This window comes from Buttiauxella noackiae ATCC 51607, from assembly GCF_001654865.1.
In the GTDB taxonomy this organism is placed as follows: domain Bacteria; phylum Pseudomonadota; class Gammaproteobacteria; order Enterobacterales; family Enterobacteriaceae; genus Buttiauxella; species Buttiauxella noackiae.
In genome coordinates this window covers 23,192-40,113 of sequence record NZ_LXEO01000066.1, presented here as the reverse complement: position 1 = coordinate 40,113, position 16,922 = coordinate 23,192, and the positions used below count along the sequence as shown (strand labels likewise).

Genomic DNA, 16,922 nt, shown 5'->3' with positions numbered 1-16,922 from the left:
TCACAGTAGTGAGTTAATCATTGGAACGTTGATCAACCCCATTGAAAATTTTCAAAATATCCAATATATCGATATAGAGGGCTTCCCTCTTAAACCTCTAAAGGATAACTATCATGGGTCTTAAACCGGGTCCAAAACCAATTGCCAAATCGACAGGAAAACCTGATCAACGTCGACGTGATAATAAAGATACTCCGGGTAATACTCCGGGGCTAAAGCCTAGTAAATCCACAGGGAAATAAAAAAATTCAGGGTATAGACGATTTATTTATACCCTGATTATAAATCCAGGTTACTGAAGATTTTCCTGCAGCCAGGTACGTGTACCTTCAACATCAAAAGCTTTCGCACCATATCCTTTCGCAAGCAGGGATTCGGGTAGATACTCATCATATTTATCCAGATATTTGTCTGGAACATCCGCAGCAAGCTCAAATTCTGAAGGTAAACCCGACAATAGTATTTCTTTAAGCGCTTGCTGGACTGAGGCTACAATTGAGTCCCCGACTTCTATCACACCTGCATATGAATTAGCTTTGAAGCCACTACGTAGGAGCAAAGCCGTCATCGTATTGACGACTTTATCGCCCATCCAGGGGAGTACGTAACAGTGCTGACCGCTAGCAATAAAATGGGTGTTTTGCAGATTGAAACGCTGGAAGTTGTCACGGCCTTCCGCAAAGAGGTTTCTGGCGGCAGCATCCGCATAATCAACTCTCTGGTTACCTACCGCGATGCGATAGTCATTTTCTCTGTAGATTGCGAGCATCTCCTGGCGAACAACATCATGAACAGACATACCTCCACCACTAAACTTTGGTGGCTGACCACCTTTGGTCGCCTCAACATAGATAACTTTTTTTTCCACTTCTATCTCAGTCACTTTCCAGCGCCGCCCGCCGAAGATGATGTGCTGTTCAGGCAAAAGCGGGGAGTCTATAGGCACTGTGCCAAGGGTTCGGCTTCCCGTGACAATGCGGAACTCTTCTGGCGTATTAAACACGGCGTAAAACGTGTAATGGTTAGTCAGCTTCTCCCCTTCAGCCCCGATAACCATCTCTCCGCTAGCAAGTTGTGTGAGCAGTCCACATGCCCCCATATGCTTAAGCAGACTTTTGAAATCGGTCAACTCGACGTTCCGGAATGGGCCGGTCTGGCACAATTGTGACCACAGCTGATCGGCTCGAACACCACCCCATTGCGCAGTGATCGCCAGAATCTGGTGCAACAGCGTAGAGTAATGCATCTGGCAAGTATCAGCCGGCTCGAACCATCGCTGAGAGATCATCAGCCTAATCATTGCCATCGACTGAACCATCTGCAGCCGCAGTTGGTCCACGATGCTACTGGTTGCAGTAAGTTCATCTTCAGTAATGAGCATCCTCAGCACCGACGGGGAGTCGCGCCGCCCTGACCGCCCCATGCGTTGGCGCAGACTTGATACGGAATGCGGGGGTGTAACCTGGATAACCGACTGCACCTTACCGATATCAATACCCAGCTCAAGCGTCATGGTACAGATAGCTGTTGTGGGTAAATTCCCTTTTTGTAGACGGGCTTCTAGTGTTTCGCGTAATTCCCTGGCCAGGGATCCGTGATGGGGAAAGAATTCATTCGGAACAATATGTTCCTCACACATGTCACTCAGTGTTGCGGCAATGCTTTCAGTACGCCTTCGACTGTTTGCAAAGACCAAATGGGAGTCGCCACGGCAGAGTCTGAAAATGTCAGCGCAGACGTGTTTTTCTGCTGAGTTCTGCGGCTCTTCTCCTTCTTCACTCACCGACTCCATGTAGCCTTTAACCTGCACCTGCAATGTCGCCTTGCTGCTGTCGTCTGTCACGGTTTCGCATGGCAGTAGCTTATCCGGGCGCAACAGCTCAGGCACTTTATCCAGTTCTCCCAGCGTGGCGCTTAACGCAACGCGGGGAATCGGGTTTGCGTGACGACTAAGTACATGATCGATTCTGTTGAGCAGGGAGAGCAGTTGCATACCGCGCTCTGTACCAATAAACGCGTGAAACTCATCAATAACAATGTAGGCGACTGGCGAAAATGCCTGCTTAAGCCAACCCGATGAGTTTATAAGTAAAGACTCAAGAGATTCTGGCGTAATGAGTAAAATGCCTGAGGGGCTTGTCCGGGCCTTCTTCTTTTTACTTTGCAGTATATCACCGTGCCAAGGTGTCACTGGCATATCCAGCGCTTCACCAAGACTCTCAAGACGACGGTACTGATCGTTAATGAGTGCCTTAAGCGGGCTGATATATACAATGCCAAACCCACTTGTGATATCTGCAACCGCTGAGCAGGCAGGCAAAAAGAATGCCTCCGTTTTACCCGCGGCGGTACCGGCACTGATTAACACGTCGCGGTCACGGGCTAATATTGCCGGGATAGCGCTCTTTTGCAGAGGTCTTAAATCAGGCCAGCCTTGCTTATAAACCCACTTACGAACGCGAGGGTCGAGACGATCGTACGCGCTGCTCATAATGTGAAGTTGGCTAGGCCGTCATCGTCTTCCTGCGCAATGGCATCATCCATGTCGCTGGGCCTGTCATCCTCAATCGCCACACCCGAGATAAGCATCTGCCAGTCCATCATGTTGTTTTGTTCCAGCACGGCCAGCATGTCGAGGAACCCTTTGATGGTATTCCGGGGCGTACGGAAGTAAGCGTCCCCGATGGTTTTACTACAGTGGTGTAGAAAACCGGTGAGTGCGTCATCTGATACCAGGTACTTCTCGGGCTCTCCGCCAGCATAAACGTGGCGGAGGTTTTTCAGTAAAATATAGAGTTCTTCTGGAGTGAGACTTGCCAGATGCAGCGTGGGTGATGAGTAGTCAATTACCCCAGCTTTCTGTGCGAACCGGTTTTCTGCCAGACGCGATTGCAGCGCTTCGTAACTGTAAAGTCCTTTACGCGGATCAAACAGGAACTCGGGAGTACCGCCAAGAATAAAACCAATATTCTCGGCAGACCCCTGCAGACAGTCATTCAGGATCCGCAGAATCTGTTCGTAGTTCGCTGTTCTCGCCTGCGTGTTATTCAGCTTATAGAGGTTCACCATCTCGTCGAGACTGACCAATAATCCGGCGTAGCCTGCCTGACGAACAAAAAGGCTCATCAACTTCAACGCATCAAAGAACGAAGCATCTGAGATAATAGTCCGAACGTCAAGATCGTTACGGGCATCGGTTTTGGTAGTGTATTCTCCGCGCAGCCAGCGAATGGCATTGGATTTTAACGTTTCATTATCCTGCTCGTGCCCGCGCCAGAATGCATCGATGACTTTAGCAAAGTCATATCCGCCCACCATGTCTGACAAAGCAGCCAGGCGTTTATGAATAACCGATGAAACTGGGGAGCCATCTGCATCAGCTTCCTTCCTTGCCTCAGTGACGAACCTTTCCACAACGCTAAGTAACGCATTGCCATCAGGTTTATTTCGGGTGGACATGTTTTTCATCAGCTCTGAGTAGAGATTACGCGCTTGACCTCCCGATGAGTGAATACGTCTGTCGGGAGATAGGTCGGCACTGACTGATACTAGCTTTTTCTCCAGCGCAATAGAGCGCACTACACTCAGAAAGAACGTTTTGCCGGATCCGTATTCACCGATGATAAGTCTGAAGCTTGCGCCACCGTCAGCAATCCTCTCAATATCTTGGTGGAGAGCGGTTATCTCATTCATGCGACCAACCTGAATATGCTGAATGCCTATCCTTGGCGTTACTCCCGACTTCAGTGACTGAATAATAGCGTCGCGTTCTTTAACTCTTATGCGTGTTACAGACATTAACTATCCCTCTAATTCTTTGGCAATTTCCAGGTCTACCCAGATATCATCATCAGTATCTTCCAGCACTGGCGCATCAACCGCTGCATAGGACCAGTCATTGATCACCTCAAGCGCACCACCGAGCATCAAATTCCAATTACCGCACAGTTCTGTCGCCTCTTTCCGGGACCACTTTTCCTTCTCCAGCAACCTGCGATAAAGTTGGCTATGTGCAGAGTCAAGACTCCCCTCCTCCAATAAGGAGACGGGAACGCTTTCTGGCAGTTCCAGTTCGTCTTCAGTGAAAATCGTGCTCAGTAATTTACGGACATCATCTGTGGCCGATTCGTGGCGAGCCAGTACGTTAGCATCCAGCGTGAACTCTGCCGTTGACTGACTCGCTGGAACAGAAGAAACGGGTGTAATTTCAGCTGTGGAATGCTGATGGATATTGGCGGAAACAGATGAGGGATCCAGACCCAAGCTTGAATAAATCTTCTCTAGCTGTTTGATTTCGGTAGGCGCGATACTGCCATCCGAGCAGGCGACACTAACGATAATCCGACCCACAGCTGATTTTTCCGCCACACTCAGCAGCGCAATCCTGTTTTTCATTCCCGTCATGTTGGCCGGGGTATGAAGCTGCCACGTTAAATACGCATGCAGGGAACGTTTTTCATCATCTGTGAAGCTGGGGTTGTGATCGATGGCGTTTTCCAGCACTTTTCGCTCGGCCTGATCAAGGCTGTTATCGGTTAAGGCTACCATCGCTCCCAGCCTGAGTGTCATCACAGCTGAGATAAACTCTGGAGACGGTGAAAAAGGTGTGCGCTCACCGGCAGTAAATAGAACCAGAACGCCGTCAACTTCTGCCTTCACATGGTGATAAAACGGGTCAGGAGCCAAGCTGTAACCCATCTTAAGCGCAAAGGCCTGCATCAGGTCAGCCTCTTTTTTATTGATTTTCTCTGGGCAACTGGCACCAATATGCTCCCAAAATTTAGCAACCGAAGTTAACCCCTCATGATCTGCGATCACTTCATTAGCCCAACGTTGGAATGTCTTTGAAATTTTTCCTGCGCTTTCATCGATGATTTCTTCAGGCAGCAACATAATTGCAGCAATATCATTTTCTGACGTACCTTTCCTACCAAGATAGCGGCTGTAAGCATCCAGTTCGTCTGTGCAGATATCTGCAAGTGTCATAATTTTCTGGACAGGGCCCTTTAACGCACTAGGGTCAGGCAGGTTGGGAACCTGAAGGCGAATGCCGCGCAGATTGGGGCTTGCTGGTGTGTAATCCAGCCTCAGTCGCGTTTTATTCGGCTTAACTAACATACCCTCACCATATTTGAGGATATAACGCCGTTTGAAAAGCGCAGCAAATTCTTTCGCGCATCGGCGGGCGGGCGTTCGCAACGTATACTCTGTATGGTTTGTTATCCAGGTTAGCGCCAGATCAGCTGATACGGGTAATCCAGCATCCACAGCCTTTGCCAGTGCTAGCTTAAACTGCATACCGTTGCTGAACCCCATCTCATTGTCGAGGTCTGCAGCAAGATTAACGTCCGGGCGAAGGATGGACATTGCTTCGAGTAACTGGGAGGAGTAGTTCCGGAAGGAACGGTTTTCAATGAATACCGATCTTAGACGGCGGATTTCTTTGAACAGATCGCAGAACTCAGCGTCAGATGTATTTTCGTCCAGGCTGTCAACAAGCGCCCGTCTTTCGAGACCATACAGATAAATAAAAACATAACCAACAGGGCAGGAAGCGTCACACCTGTCGCTGGCAAGCCAGCTGAGATACGCGCCGCGTGCCACAGGTGAAAGCGAGGAAAAACTGGGCCAGTACCCCAATGAACTATCTTCGTAAATGTAAGGTTTGGGGTATATCTTAAGCGTGTCGTCAATTAAAGATGCCTCGCTGCCATCATCATAATAATTGCTTAAGTTCTGCCCGGCTGGCTTCATACGCTGTCCGAAGTAGAAATGACCACCGGTAATCTCTATACCACCGACAGTAATCACCTCGGCCGGCAGCACCCATCGAGCCAAGGCACCCGTAGTTTTTGAGGGATTCTGGCGTTGAGTGGTTGTTATTTGATACTCGACACTCCGGCCACTGCTCAGCGTAAAGGTTGCCAAATTATCATCTTCACTGTCACCGTTTCGCACAACAGCCTCTTTTTTCTTGTTGTCAGCAAGCCACTCTTTAGGTGGCGCTTCCACGGTTCTGGAGGCATAAGTTTCTGCGGGTTTATGCTTTTTCTTTTTGAAAAACAAAAAATAAACTAAATAAATCACCGCTATAAATATCCATAACTCCATGGAAAGTAACCTTAAAAATGACTTTTCACATACACCGAAAGAATGGCGACGAAAAGCAGGACAAGTGGATTAATCTCAAAATAATACTTCTAAATCGCGAGGGTTAAAACCAAATCACCATCAAAATTAACTCATTGATTTAAATAATAAGAACTATTGGATAAGTGTGCTTCACCAGCAGAGAATTTTTAAGGTGTGCAAATGCCTGATGGGTCAATCGCTTCAGAATGATGATGTACTACTGCTACGTTACGATGCGAGCAACTGCACTGGAGATGAAGATCTGACCACTGCATGATGAAACTTACCGATTCGCTTAGAATGTCGACAATCTGTATGGCAGGGAAGCCTTTAGAAGCTATACCATCTCAAACTTCCACTTCACGCTCACTTCAGACAGGGCTCAACCTGTGGGCTAGTAGTGCCAAATGCGGACGCGGTATACCTCTATTCGGATGCCCAAATTCAGTAAACCACTACAATGTCATTTATAAATGATAGAAATTCTAATTTGGCAGATTCATGGCTACAGGGATTAATACGTAGGCCTGAACTACTCCTTAGAATGGATGTTATGGGTATAATTTCTCGAGCAAGTCTACTCTATGAAATCGCTGAGACACTGGGCTGGATATCACCACTTGTTATCACCTTTGGTGTAAATCCTTGGAATGCAGCTCTTATAAATATATCCAATGATATTCAAGAAAATCAGGAAGACATACTTAAGTGTTTTCTTCTGGCTCTTGCTATTAGGTCTGGAGGTGAAAGTGGATATAACGTGATCGAAAAATTTTATAATGATATTCACAGTAAAATTCTGAAATCTAAACTATCTAAAAAAGCACACGAGATATTATCACCTCACTTACCGGAGCTTGGTTGGCTGCAGGGTTGGGATCTTGGTCTTCGTTTTCGTTTAGCAGTAGCTGACGCTTATGTTCGCTATAAGTGGCCGCCACAGAGTTACGCGGAACTTGCACATGATAGGAAAGGGCGTGTTTTACTAGCTGATGCAGCATCTGATATTTCCGGCGGTTATGCATATTTGAAAGCAGCATCACGATGAAGTCTGTTTTTTCACTGAAATATGTTATTTTATAAAGGATATTAGCTCAAATATAAAATCTTCATATATAAACCTTACAACTCGTGACTAAATGAATCTTTTATGCTGTGGATAAGGTGGTAAAATGGAAAGAGTACTTTAAAAAACCATTAATTTACTTTTAGTCCATAAAATTTAAATGGCCTTATCAAAATAAAGGCCATTGTTTTCCATAATAAATTATCCTCGACTACACCCGAAGTTTCGGTCCCCTTCACCGAAGACTTTAGTGTCGAGTTTTGTCAGGTAATCCAGACGGTTAATTAGATCATTGTAAATGATATCAAAGTCAGGATCCTTTATATCCAGTATGTATTTGCAGTTATCTGGAAAGTGAACAAGATCACGACAATCTTCAAGCTCTAGGTCCAGAGCACTGTACCAGGCTCTTATAATCATATTGCTTAATGTGCCAGTCTGCTTAAGATGACCCAAATGGTAGTAAGCATTCTTGTTAAAGAATAAGCAAATATGGAAATGGCATTTACCACTCTGTGAGTATTCTCTTGCCCAAATATTTCGTACTACATTGTAATGAATCCTGATCCCTGCAAATTTTCTGCGATATTCATACGCCTCCAGAATTGCTTTAAGTGAATCAAGAAAGCGTGATATTGCTCCTGATTGAAGATTAGGGTAACAGCATATCGTATCACCATTATCCCAAATAGGTGGATAGTGAAGATCTACTCTTAATGCCATAGTACGTGGAAACTGATTGATTGCGTTACTAACTGTCTGCGCAATTCTTTCTCGGTAAGCGAGGATGTGTGCGCCATGAGTACCTTGGTATAGTTCCATAATATATCTCTGACTTTATTATCCCTGTGAGATCACAGGGATGTATTAGTAATAGAATATTGAAGGTTATTTATATGATAGTTGCAATTAACTATATATTACCTTTCCAACATTTAAATTCTGATAAAAGGCAACCCCAGCCTGTAAGGACTGCATAAAAACAACTCTGTAATTAGAAATAGTTAACAAGCAGCCTGTTAGCATTATTTACCTAAACGCCACCTTAAATAACCGCCAAACTATCCATTGGTTGAATAAAAAGAGTTTTCCCTTTTTTATAGGTGCTTATTTTCCCTTGTGAGTAGAGTGTGCTTAGTAATTCGTTCGTTTTATTACGCTCTCTGAACCGATTGGGTCCATATTGCAATATTGTGTTTTTCCTGATGTAAGGTACAAAATTTTGACTACAGTATTCTTTCATCCACCAATAAAGCTCATTTGCATCTGTATTGATCAGATCTAACTCCTGTGGTTTGGAAAATAATTTAATATACTCCTCTACGTACCATGCGCTTATCTCTACAGCAGCTTCAACGGCGGTAAGAGATATGTCACCTTCATTACCATTGAAATAATGTAATAATGCGGCGATCCTTGCCATATTTTCAGCGACTTTAGATGCGTAATCTTTAAAGTCTGACAGAAAGCCGATTAAGCGCATTTCTGTTTCAACTTTATTATAAAATGCAACCCATCTCTGTCCTGCTTCTGGCGAGAAATGTAGGCAGATGCGTTCATCTTTGTTGATAATACTTTCGTTGACGATCTCCATTAATCTCTCATGAAACACTGGCAGATGTTCACTTGAGACAACAGGATTAGTTATTTGTCTATATCCTTGTGTTGAAAATGGATGACAAATAAGTGTACGAGCAAAAAAACCTATCCCTTTTGCTACATCCCCTTTTCTTTCAATATACCTATTGATAACTACAGGCTGAACCTGAAGGGATAATGTCAATCTGGCATTTTTTATTAATATCTCAGGTGCATTTTTCCTTTCGACTGAATAAATCGACCCATCCCACATTTTGTTTACAAACGGTAATTCGTTTAGTGTATAACCATTAAAAACCGTACCTGCCTCATCTGATATAATTCCAACTGATCGCCATTCTCCACAAAGGTACTCTTTTATCGCCGCTGGTGTGGTATCATTGAACGTCAACTTATATCTGACAGGCTCCACAGGATAACTATCTTGCAGTATTTTCAGACATTCACGTGCCATAGTTGGATCTTTGCCACAACGGATATCTGACTTCAGTTTTGACATCAAGGCTTTCTCTTCCGCCTTGAAAATCTTTACGTTATATTGCCAGTTGATTAGTTCCTGTTTATATTGCTCAAATAACCGTTCTTCCATCTGGTAAATCGGCTTCATTAACAACTTACTTACCGTGCTTTTCCTTTCCCCTGATTCAGCAATTGTCACAATAAAAAGTGATGTCGGACCACGCAGATTATTCAGCCTGCAAACATCAATTCGGTTCTGACAAGCAAGAGAAATGACACCAAGCATCTCTGCAACAACCATGGGAAGTGGTGCCTGAGTATGTTGGACTACCTCATAAATTGCATTCCCCACTATTGCGGGAAGCATACGTATGGGGAACTCTCGATTTCCCGACATAAAACCTCATCATCATTAAATGTTAAAAGTACCTCCGGTTGAGTTGCTATTCCGCTATTAATAGTGGAAATAGCAAGATGCATTCCCAACCATCAGATAAAAAATACTAAAAAACTTATGACCCTTAGCGTTCATTGATCCAGTAAAGAAGATCGCTAAGCAACCAGCCACACGACTTAGCCCCAAGTGATTTACGTTGAGGAAACCTACCAGCCTTTTCAAGCTTCCAGGCCGTCGACCGGGAAATCGAAGTGATGTACTGGCGCTCTTTTTCCCGCACCAGTCGGTCACATTTTTCGCCGTAAACATGCAGGATTTGCAATCGCTGTTCAGGGGTTGGAATGATAGATGTTGTACTCATACTGCCTCCTTTGTTTCGGTAGAGGCAGTTTGTACGATTCAAATCAAAATTTAAAGAAGATGGGTACCCATTAAGCTATTGTCTATTGAGAACCTTATTGAGAAATTTATTTCAAATTCAGTGATACATATTTGGTAATGAGCGTATCAAGATAATTCACTAATTGCGGCAATGTAATTCTCTGCTGTAATTGATAGCCATCAATTTCCTTGCCCAATAAAACAGCCAACTCTTTTGATGTACGATCTGCATGACATTGTTTAATAATCAAATATATAATATCATTCTTTGCTTCAGATAGTCGGCCATCCTCAACATCTAAAGATAACTGCCCTTTCTCTATTAAAGAGCCGTTAATCCATCTGGATATACTTTTCCCGCTAACCGGCTCTAAAGATACACACATCTCCTTACGATACGCATTCAATATATTTGCTGTCTTTGTACGGTTAATCAAACCATTTTCTTTTGAAAAATTTATTTTAAGCAAAATTACAGCAATGAAACTCTGTATATAATACCCCTCTACCTCATGGATTTCATTTTCTTCAACATTGAGATGTTGAGATAGTTCTTGACACCCAGAGCTATCAATATACAAACATTCATCAGAGACAAAGATATCTTTATTAAAAACCAAATGGTCCTTATTATCTCGCCCCAAAACTCTAACCTCTCCTGGAATTTCATCCCACGATACATTAGCATTTTTAAGATTGTAATTAACTTTTACTAGATGAGTAGTGTTTGTGAGCTGTAGTCGCCAAAATCCACTAGCATATCCATTGTAAACATATTTATAAAAACTACTCCCTTGGAAATTTATATCCTCTTTTATTTCAGATTGGTTGCAAGGTATGAATTTCCTTACTGTAGCCTGTGGACTTCTTTCATGTTGATAGAAGTCTCTACCGATACTGATATCAAAAGTATCGTAGCGGTGTTCTTTTTTATTAGCATAACGGTTTATTCGACAGTATTCAGAACGAAGATTAACATACAGTTTTATTCTATTATCCAACCAAGCGGCGATGATATCTTCCAGTCTAATATGAAATTTTTTAGTATAAGCATCAACGCAATGAAGACCATCGGGGATATCAAATAGCTCAGGAATCTTAAAAAGATCAGTAGCATCAAAAAAATTTGGATTACTATCCATCTATCACCACCAAGAGATTAACCTTATAAATTACAAACTATTGTATCAAGATGGTGAGATGAGTCTAAAAATTATTTTATGCCGAGTAAGGGATTTTCATCGTTACATCCCTATTGATAGCAGCCTTGCGGGCAATCCCCATTCGAACTAGAATCATTGCAGCAAAACGAGGCTTTTAACATGACAAAAAAAACAGTACATAGTCAGATCACTAAAACTCAAATCTACCGTTCCGTTGCCAGCTCAACTGCAATCGAAACGGGTGTTTCTGTGCAAAAAATTGAGCAGCAACTCAAACAAAATCAGGCACAGGCGAAAGCTGTGGGCCTCGCCCGTTAATCTGGCAAGATGTCGCTCACCAGTTGTATCATGGGGCTGTAATTACCTGATACGCCCGCCTGTATTGCCTTGAAGTAAAACGCCTTGTGCTCATCCCACAGGCTGTAATCAAGTAAGCCCTTTCCTGCCAGAACAGACAGCACATCGCAAAGCAGTCGCGACAGACGCCCGTTACCTTCTCTGAATGGATGGATTAAAATAAATTCCACATGGCATTCAGCCAGATAAGTGACCAGATCCGAACGAGCCAGAGATTTAAGCTCGCCAGACCGAGCGAGAAACTGCTTCTCGAAACCATCAAGAAGTAGCGGAATCCTGTCGGCAGCGGCAAACTGGAAACCGTCTTTTGTCAGGTTAGCATTACGCAGCCTCCCAGCCCAGTCGTACACATTCCCCAGCCATTGGCGATGCCACCTACTAATGTGCTCAAAAGCCAGCACCTCAGGTGGCTGCCCCTCAATAAATAGCTGCTCATACAGCATCAGCAGTAGGCCCGATTCCAGCGCCTCCATTTCCTGTTCATCAATGATCCCCAGTTTATTAGACAGCACCAAATCACCAGAGCCCGGCTGATACCGCTCTTCTGCTGAATTAAGCTTATATTTTGCCAAGCTCTCACCTCCGCCCAAACAAGTTCACAACGTTGTTTTCCTGTTGCCGCTGGTAGTTGTTGACTCTATCTTCCCAAATCTCAAGCGCCCTGCGCTTTTCAGTCACGTAATCATAACGGTCATAGTGTTTCGAGCTAACGTCGTTCAAAGCGTGATTCTGAATACGGTCACGGATCTCTTTGCTGATCCCCGACTCCCCCATCAGAGTCTTACAGGTCCGACGTAAATCTCGCGCTGTGAAAACTTTAAATTCAGGATTAAAAGCCCGGAAATACATGATGGAACGCGCCAGACTATCTGTACGCACCGGGCGTTCACCGTTGGTTGATAGCGGGAAAATATAGGGGCTGTTACTTTCCTTAGTCAGCTCTTTCACTGAAGCTAATTCCTGTAGCGCCGATTCAGTCAGCGGGATCAGGTGCTCACGCTTGTTTTTCGATACATCGGCAATGACCAGGAGCGTCTTTTGCTGCCAGTCAATCGCGCTCCACTGGCTGGCAATCATTTCAAATGGACGCTGCCCGCCAACATAAACGCAGAAGCGGATTAAATGCTGCATCAGCGGCCCAACATTGGTGGCCTCTGCGAACTGCTCCATGACAACACGCAACTCTTCCAGCGTTAGCCATGTATCACCCACTTTTTCCGCCGAAGACTGCTTCGGTATGGCCGATACCGGGTTAACTTCAAGGCCGAACGTAATACCCACGCTGGTATTCATCGGATCGTTATCAGCTTTCAGACCGTAGTTGAATGCCGCCATCAGATAAGAACGAACTCGGTTCGCATGGACCACCGCATCACGCTGGATAATACCCGAGAGGATGGTTTTGATCTGCAGAGGCGTCACGTCCTTCGCTTTAGTATCACGAGGAATAACGGTGTAGCACTCTCGCTCCATGCGCTTCAATACATCAGCCCAAGTACGCTTGTTGTCGAGCTTCATCTTGTTAACGTAGCCATGTACCAGTTCTTCAAACGATCCTTGAGAACGATGGATCTGCATAATGTGCTGTTCGGCCAGGCGCTGTTGCTCAAGCTCTTGCTGGGGTTCCTTCCCTTCGACAAGCCAGGCACCATACTTTTTCGCCAGCTCATTGGCCGTCACTAGTTTCATCTCAGGCCAGATGCCCAACTGGATGAACTTCTCTTTCTTCCCTTTCTCAACGTAGTAACGAAAATAAAAAACTTTGCTGCCTGAAGGCTGAACCTTAACACCAAGCCTGCCGGTACCACGTTGAGCACTGTTGCTCCACACGTAGTACGCCGTGCTTTTTGTCTTCAATCCACGTATAGCAGTCTCGGTAAGATTAGCGGCCATGAGTTTACCTTTCTAAGAATAAGCGTTACCTGACCCGATGCCCATTTCGGGTCAGGTAACGGGTCAGGTAAGGATAGTACAATGGGGAAATAAGAGAACCAATCAGAAACAAAAACAACCTCATAACTGATTGATTATAGACAATTAAAAACACAAACAGAGACAATGGCGAACAATTAAAAACATGCCAATTTTATGACTCATAATCGCTTGGTCGCTGGTTCAAGTCCAGCAGGGGCCACCAAACATATCAAGGACCTGGATAAGAAGTTATCCAGGTCCTTTTTGTTTTCTGAAGTTATCTCTTGATGACCGATTAGATTCAGAGCAGAAGCTAAACAATCTTGTTTTGAAGGTTGTTTTGAACATTTCACATTCTCCAGCCACCCATCATTTCAACGATACATCCCTCAGATAAACCCAACACTTAACAAAGCATTTCCACAATGCCAGTCCTCACCAGAACCTCTCTTTTACCTCCTTCGAAATTGCCCTTAGTTCCATAAACTTCTATAAAAAACGATGCCTATTCTGTTTTTAAAACAGTGATAATTTTTTGTAGTAACGCATCATTAATATTTCGCTTATGAATATGTATAACGTTTGGGATCTTTTTATATGGGATAAAGTCACAATGAACTTCTTTAATTGGTAACACATGTTGAAGTAGCTCGAAGTAAGTTCGTGGTATAAATATTATTAGATCATGTAAAAGTGCAGTGAAAATCATGTTCATCGGGGATTCGCTCTTAGCAATTGGTTTAATATCCCTGACCTGTGTTATTTGATTAATATCACTTAATAAGATGGTACCGTAATGGCGTGTACTATATGCAATAAAGGGTTCATTTGCATACTGTTCCATGCTTAAGCTATCACCTATCGTTTTATGGTCCTTTCGGCAAACTAGCATTAAATCCCACTCGAAAAGTCTCGTGGAAAGTATGTTCTTATCTCCATCAAACTGCACCCCAATATCTAAATCAACCTCACCATTCCTTAACTTAGCAACACGTTCATCTGAGCTCGCAGAGGAATATCGAAAATCCAAAATACACTCGTTAGTCACAATACCACAGCGTATAAGCCTGTCTGTAATCCAGGCCTCTGTAAAAGCATCGGCGCGAATATATATTTCGCGGACATCAGAATCAACATCGTTAACAATATTCAGAGCGTCATTAATATCATCATTTATGATTTTAAATCGTTCGTAAATATTTAGAGCTAATGCTGTAGGAGTTACTCCATGCAAAGCGCGTACGAAAAGGGGGTCATTGTAATGTTCACGCAATTTTCTGACCGCATAGCTTACTGCTGAAGGGGCAACATCTAATACTTCAGCTGCATTCACCATACTGTTGGTGTCTATGATTGCCACCAAAAAGCGGATCAAGTTGTAATCAAATTTACCGGTTCGTAATGAAGTCATTTTGTTCGTGACTCAATGAGAAGATACATGAGTATAGTTCAGTGAAATTTTGTATGAGTACTTTCCTATTGATTCATTTTTCATATGAGTAAATGCGTGTTTCAATACACCCATAGCGAAATCAATCACTGCACCTGATACCTGATGCTCTTTTCCGTAACCCGAGGTAGTTCAGCACTTAAATAGGTAAAAGACACTTTAACTGAAACAATTAGTTAACATTGATTAAAAACCAAAAAAGAAGCAGCTAAAAAGCTGACGCAGCACTCAATAAAAAAGGAATTTATATTTAATTTTTCCTATGTAAATCACTAGATTGCACGATGGTCAGCGTTTTACCCTGGCATTGCATCTAAATATGAAACTTTGTGTTAACCCGTAAAATTTAATTTAGACAGCCAAAAATATCGAGAATACAAACGTTATAAGCATTAAAACCCAAGCAACCATAAGGGTATGACATTTGGCTCCTGATTTAACCAAAAATAAACATATATTCCAGGATGTTTCCATCTGATTACTGTTTTTTTCACTTTATATAGACTGCGTACAGCTTCATATGAAGCATATAAATGAATACTGAGAGAGTAAGGGCATTTTAAATGTTTACATCTACTTTTGGTTTTTTAATAAACGATAATATTCAGGTTGATATCCATCATCGCAGGATTATCAAGCTGGACATGGATGATGCTCGCAAGGCTTATGCACTCAATGTATGTGTCATAGCTATTAAAGATCTGCATATGATGCTGCTTGCATACTTACTTAATAATGCATGTGAAAAACCCGTAAATCGTGATGATATTTTCAAAAACGTCTGGGATGACCGAAATTTTAAATCGTCGAGCCAAATATTATGGTCCACATTGAAGGAGTTGAAAACTGATCTCATGATGGTTGGACTAGATCCTGACTTTATAAAAAGTGATAGAGGTGCTTTTTATAGTATTAATGCACATAAAGTACAGGCGCTTTATATAAAAAACCAACATTGAAACATTACCTTTCAACAACTTATTAATAAATAGATTGGTTTTATATTCCTTTGGTTAGCCTAAGGAAATTCCAGTGATATTATTTTTTTGATGAAAAAATATAAGCACAAATAACTTATATTTCATACCTGTCAAAATTAAATATTCACCTTTATCGCAAGGACTCAATCCTGGCGGGGATAACTATCGCCCCCAAAACCTACCGGTGCCATTGCCATATTTAATGAGTATTACGAAATGAAAAAATCTTTCTTATTACACCAAATACGGAAATACATAGGGCTATTTAAAGAAAATATACCTTGCGTACGCCCAGCTATTTTCGGCTCGATTATTATTGCCACCAGCTATTTAATTCTGCCGGTAATGGCCAATGGAGCATCAGCCTCTATTACACAAAAGTTAAGTCCCCCCGCGACTCATCAAACACGAGTTGCTTTGTTTAATCAGGCAATTGCTGATGACTTATCTGGCCACAACCAGGCGGCTCGCAAAGTCTATGACGAACTGACGGGCTCCGATATATCCGCAGATATAGCGGTTCCCTCAGCTATCAACCTGGTCGCACTGGGCAAGTTTGATGCTGCGGAAAAAGCCTTTGATGGCCTTGCAGCCATTGCCGATGCTCGCGTTAGCGATTATGCCCATTTGTGGCAGTTGTGGCTTAGCGCCCGAACTCATGCTGGTAAACCGGCATCCCTTAAAAAAGAGCTCGCCATGTTGACTTCCGGTATGGACGCCAGTTCACCAAGTCAGCAGGCGCTTATTCGTCTTTATTCAGGCAAGGGCAGCACCGAGGCGGTATTTGCCGCAATAGCCGCCATGCCTGGTACCGACGAACTCCAACGGCGTGATGCGCTAACTGAAGCCACCTTCTTCACCGGCGGCTACCTGCAATACGTCGCCCGCAATAACAAAGCCGCGCTTGGACTTTATGAGCGCGAGCAAAACCAACTGAACAGTACCTCTCTGGAACGTCCTTTGATTATCAAAGCCGCAGCCAGCCTGCAGGCCGCGAAACACTAACCGTTATCCTGGCACGGAG

The 16,922-nt window shown here is 43.5% G+C and carries 14 protein-coding genes; 4 read left to right on the top strand and 10 right to left on the bottom strand.

Features of this window, described 5'->3' with window-relative positions:
• Positions 1 to 292: 292 nt before the first annotated feature.
• Genes M979_RS20555 through M979_RS20545 form a run of 3 tightly spaced genes read right to left on the bottom strand, consistent with a single transcriptional unit; the run spans position 293 to position 6,111 of the window.
• Complete coding sequence (locus tag M979_RS20555; RefSeq protein WP_064556217.1) at positions 293 to 2,491, bottom strand: DEAD/DEAH box helicase; 2,199 nt, start codon at positions 2,489 to 2,491, stop codon at positions 293 to 295.
• Entirely contained in the window at positions 2,488 to 3,798 is a 1,311-nt protein-coding gene (locus M979_RS20550; RefSeq protein ID WP_064556216.1) for an ATP-binding protein, read from the bottom strand. The genes M979_RS20555 and M979_RS20550 overlap by 4 nt, the downstream gene beginning before the upstream one ends.
• A 3-nt stretch (positions 3,799 to 3,801) precedes the next feature.
• Positions 3,802 to 6,111 (bottom strand): tellurite resistance TerB family protein, encoded by a 2,310-nt coding sequence (locus M979_RS20545; protein ID WP_064556215.1) that lies wholly within the window; start codon positions 6,109 to 6,111, stop codon positions 3,802 to 3,804.
• Between the two features lie 574 nt (positions 6,112 to 6,685).
• On the opposite strand from M979_RS20545, the gene M979_RS20540 reads away from it, so the two are divergent.
• The gene (locus M979_RS20540) at positions 6,686 to 7,180 is read left to right on the top strand and encodes a hypothetical protein (RefSeq protein WP_157093281.1); all 495 of its coding nucleotides are present in this window, start codon (positions 6,686 to 6,688) and stop codon (positions 7,178 to 7,180) included.
• 219 nt (positions 7,181 to 7,399) lie between these two features.
• On the opposite strand, the gene M979_RS20535 is transcribed toward M979_RS20540, so the two are convergent.
• From M979_RS20535 to M979_RS20520, 4 genes are all read right to left on the bottom strand, one after another.
• The gene (locus tag M979_RS20535; protein ID WP_064556213.1) at positions 7,400 to 8,020 is read right to left on the bottom strand and encodes an inovirus Gp2 family protein; all 621 of its coding nucleotides are present in this window, start codon (positions 8,018 to 8,020) and stop codon (positions 7,400 to 7,402) included.
• Positions 8,021 to 8,243: 223 nt separating this feature from the next.
• Positions 8,244 to 9,653 carry a YfjI family protein gene (locus M979_RS20530; protein ID WP_064556212.1) on the bottom strand — a complete coding sequence of 470 codons (1,410 nt, stop codon included), beginning with the start codon at positions 9,651 to 9,653 and terminating at the stop codon, positions 8,244 to 8,246.
• Positions 9,654 to 9,777: 124 nt separating this feature from the next.
• Positions 9,778 to 10,014: a helix-turn-helix transcriptional regulator gene (locus M979_RS20525; RefSeq protein ID WP_064556211.1), complete on the bottom strand. Its 237-nt coding sequence runs from the start codon at positions 10,012 to 10,014 to the stop codon at positions 9,778 to 9,780.
• A 106-nt stretch (positions 10,015 to 10,120) separates the two neighbouring features.
• Positions 10,121 to 11,176, bottom strand: coding sequence for a hypothetical protein (locus tag M979_RS20520; RefSeq protein WP_064556210.1), 1,056 nt, complete (start codon positions 11,174 to 11,176; stop codon positions 10,121 to 10,123).
• A gap of 180 nt (positions 11,177 to 11,356) precedes the next feature.
• Here M979_RS20520 and M979_RS23435 point away from each other — a divergent pair, with 180 nt between their 5' ends.
• Positions 11,357 to 11,515 carry a hypothetical protein gene (locus tag M979_RS23435; RefSeq protein ID WP_102016203.1) on the top strand — a complete coding sequence of 53 codons (159 nt, stop codon included), beginning with the start codon at positions 11,357 to 11,359 and terminating at the stop codon, positions 11,513 to 11,515.
• On the opposite strand, the gene M979_RS20515 is transcribed toward M979_RS23435, so the two are convergent.
• The 3 genes from M979_RS20515 to M979_RS20505 form a co-directional block, all read right to left on the bottom strand.
• Positions 11,512 to 12,126: a Fic/DOC family protein gene (locus M979_RS20515; protein WP_209439642.1), complete on the bottom strand. Its 615-nt coding sequence runs from the start codon at positions 12,124 to 12,126 to the stop codon at positions 11,512 to 11,514. The genes M979_RS23435 and M979_RS20515 overlap by 4 nt on opposite strands.
• Before the next feature lie 4 nt (positions 12,127 to 12,130).
• Positions 12,131 to 13,447, bottom strand: a complete 1,317-nt coding sequence (locus tag M979_RS20510) for a tyrosine-type recombinase/integrase (RefSeq protein ID WP_064556209.1) — start codon at positions 13,445 to 13,447, stop codon at positions 12,131 to 12,133.
• Positions 13,448 to 13,973: 526 nt separating this feature from the next.
• The gene (locus M979_RS20505; protein WP_064556208.1) at positions 13,974 to 14,879 is read right to left on the bottom strand and encodes a LysR family transcriptional regulator; all 906 of its coding nucleotides are present in this window, start codon (positions 14,877 to 14,879) and stop codon (positions 13,974 to 13,976) included.
• 602 nt (positions 14,880 to 15,481) lie between these two features.
• Between M979_RS20505 and M979_RS20500 the strand changes: the two genes are divergently transcribed.
• Both M979_RS20500 and M979_RS20495 read left to right on the top strand, forming a co-directional pair.
• Positions 15,482 to 15,877 (top strand): winged helix-turn-helix domain-containing protein, encoded by a 396-nt coding sequence (locus M979_RS20500; protein WP_034460800.1) that lies wholly within the window; start codon positions 15,482 to 15,484, stop codon positions 15,875 to 15,877.
• Positions 15,878 to 16,315: 438 nt separating this feature from the next.
• Positions 16,316 to 16,903, top strand: coding sequence for a hypothetical protein (locus M979_RS20495; RefSeq protein WP_157093280.1), 588 nt, complete (start codon positions 16,316 to 16,318; stop codon positions 16,901 to 16,903).
• Positions 16,904 to 16,922: the final 19 nt, after the last annotated feature.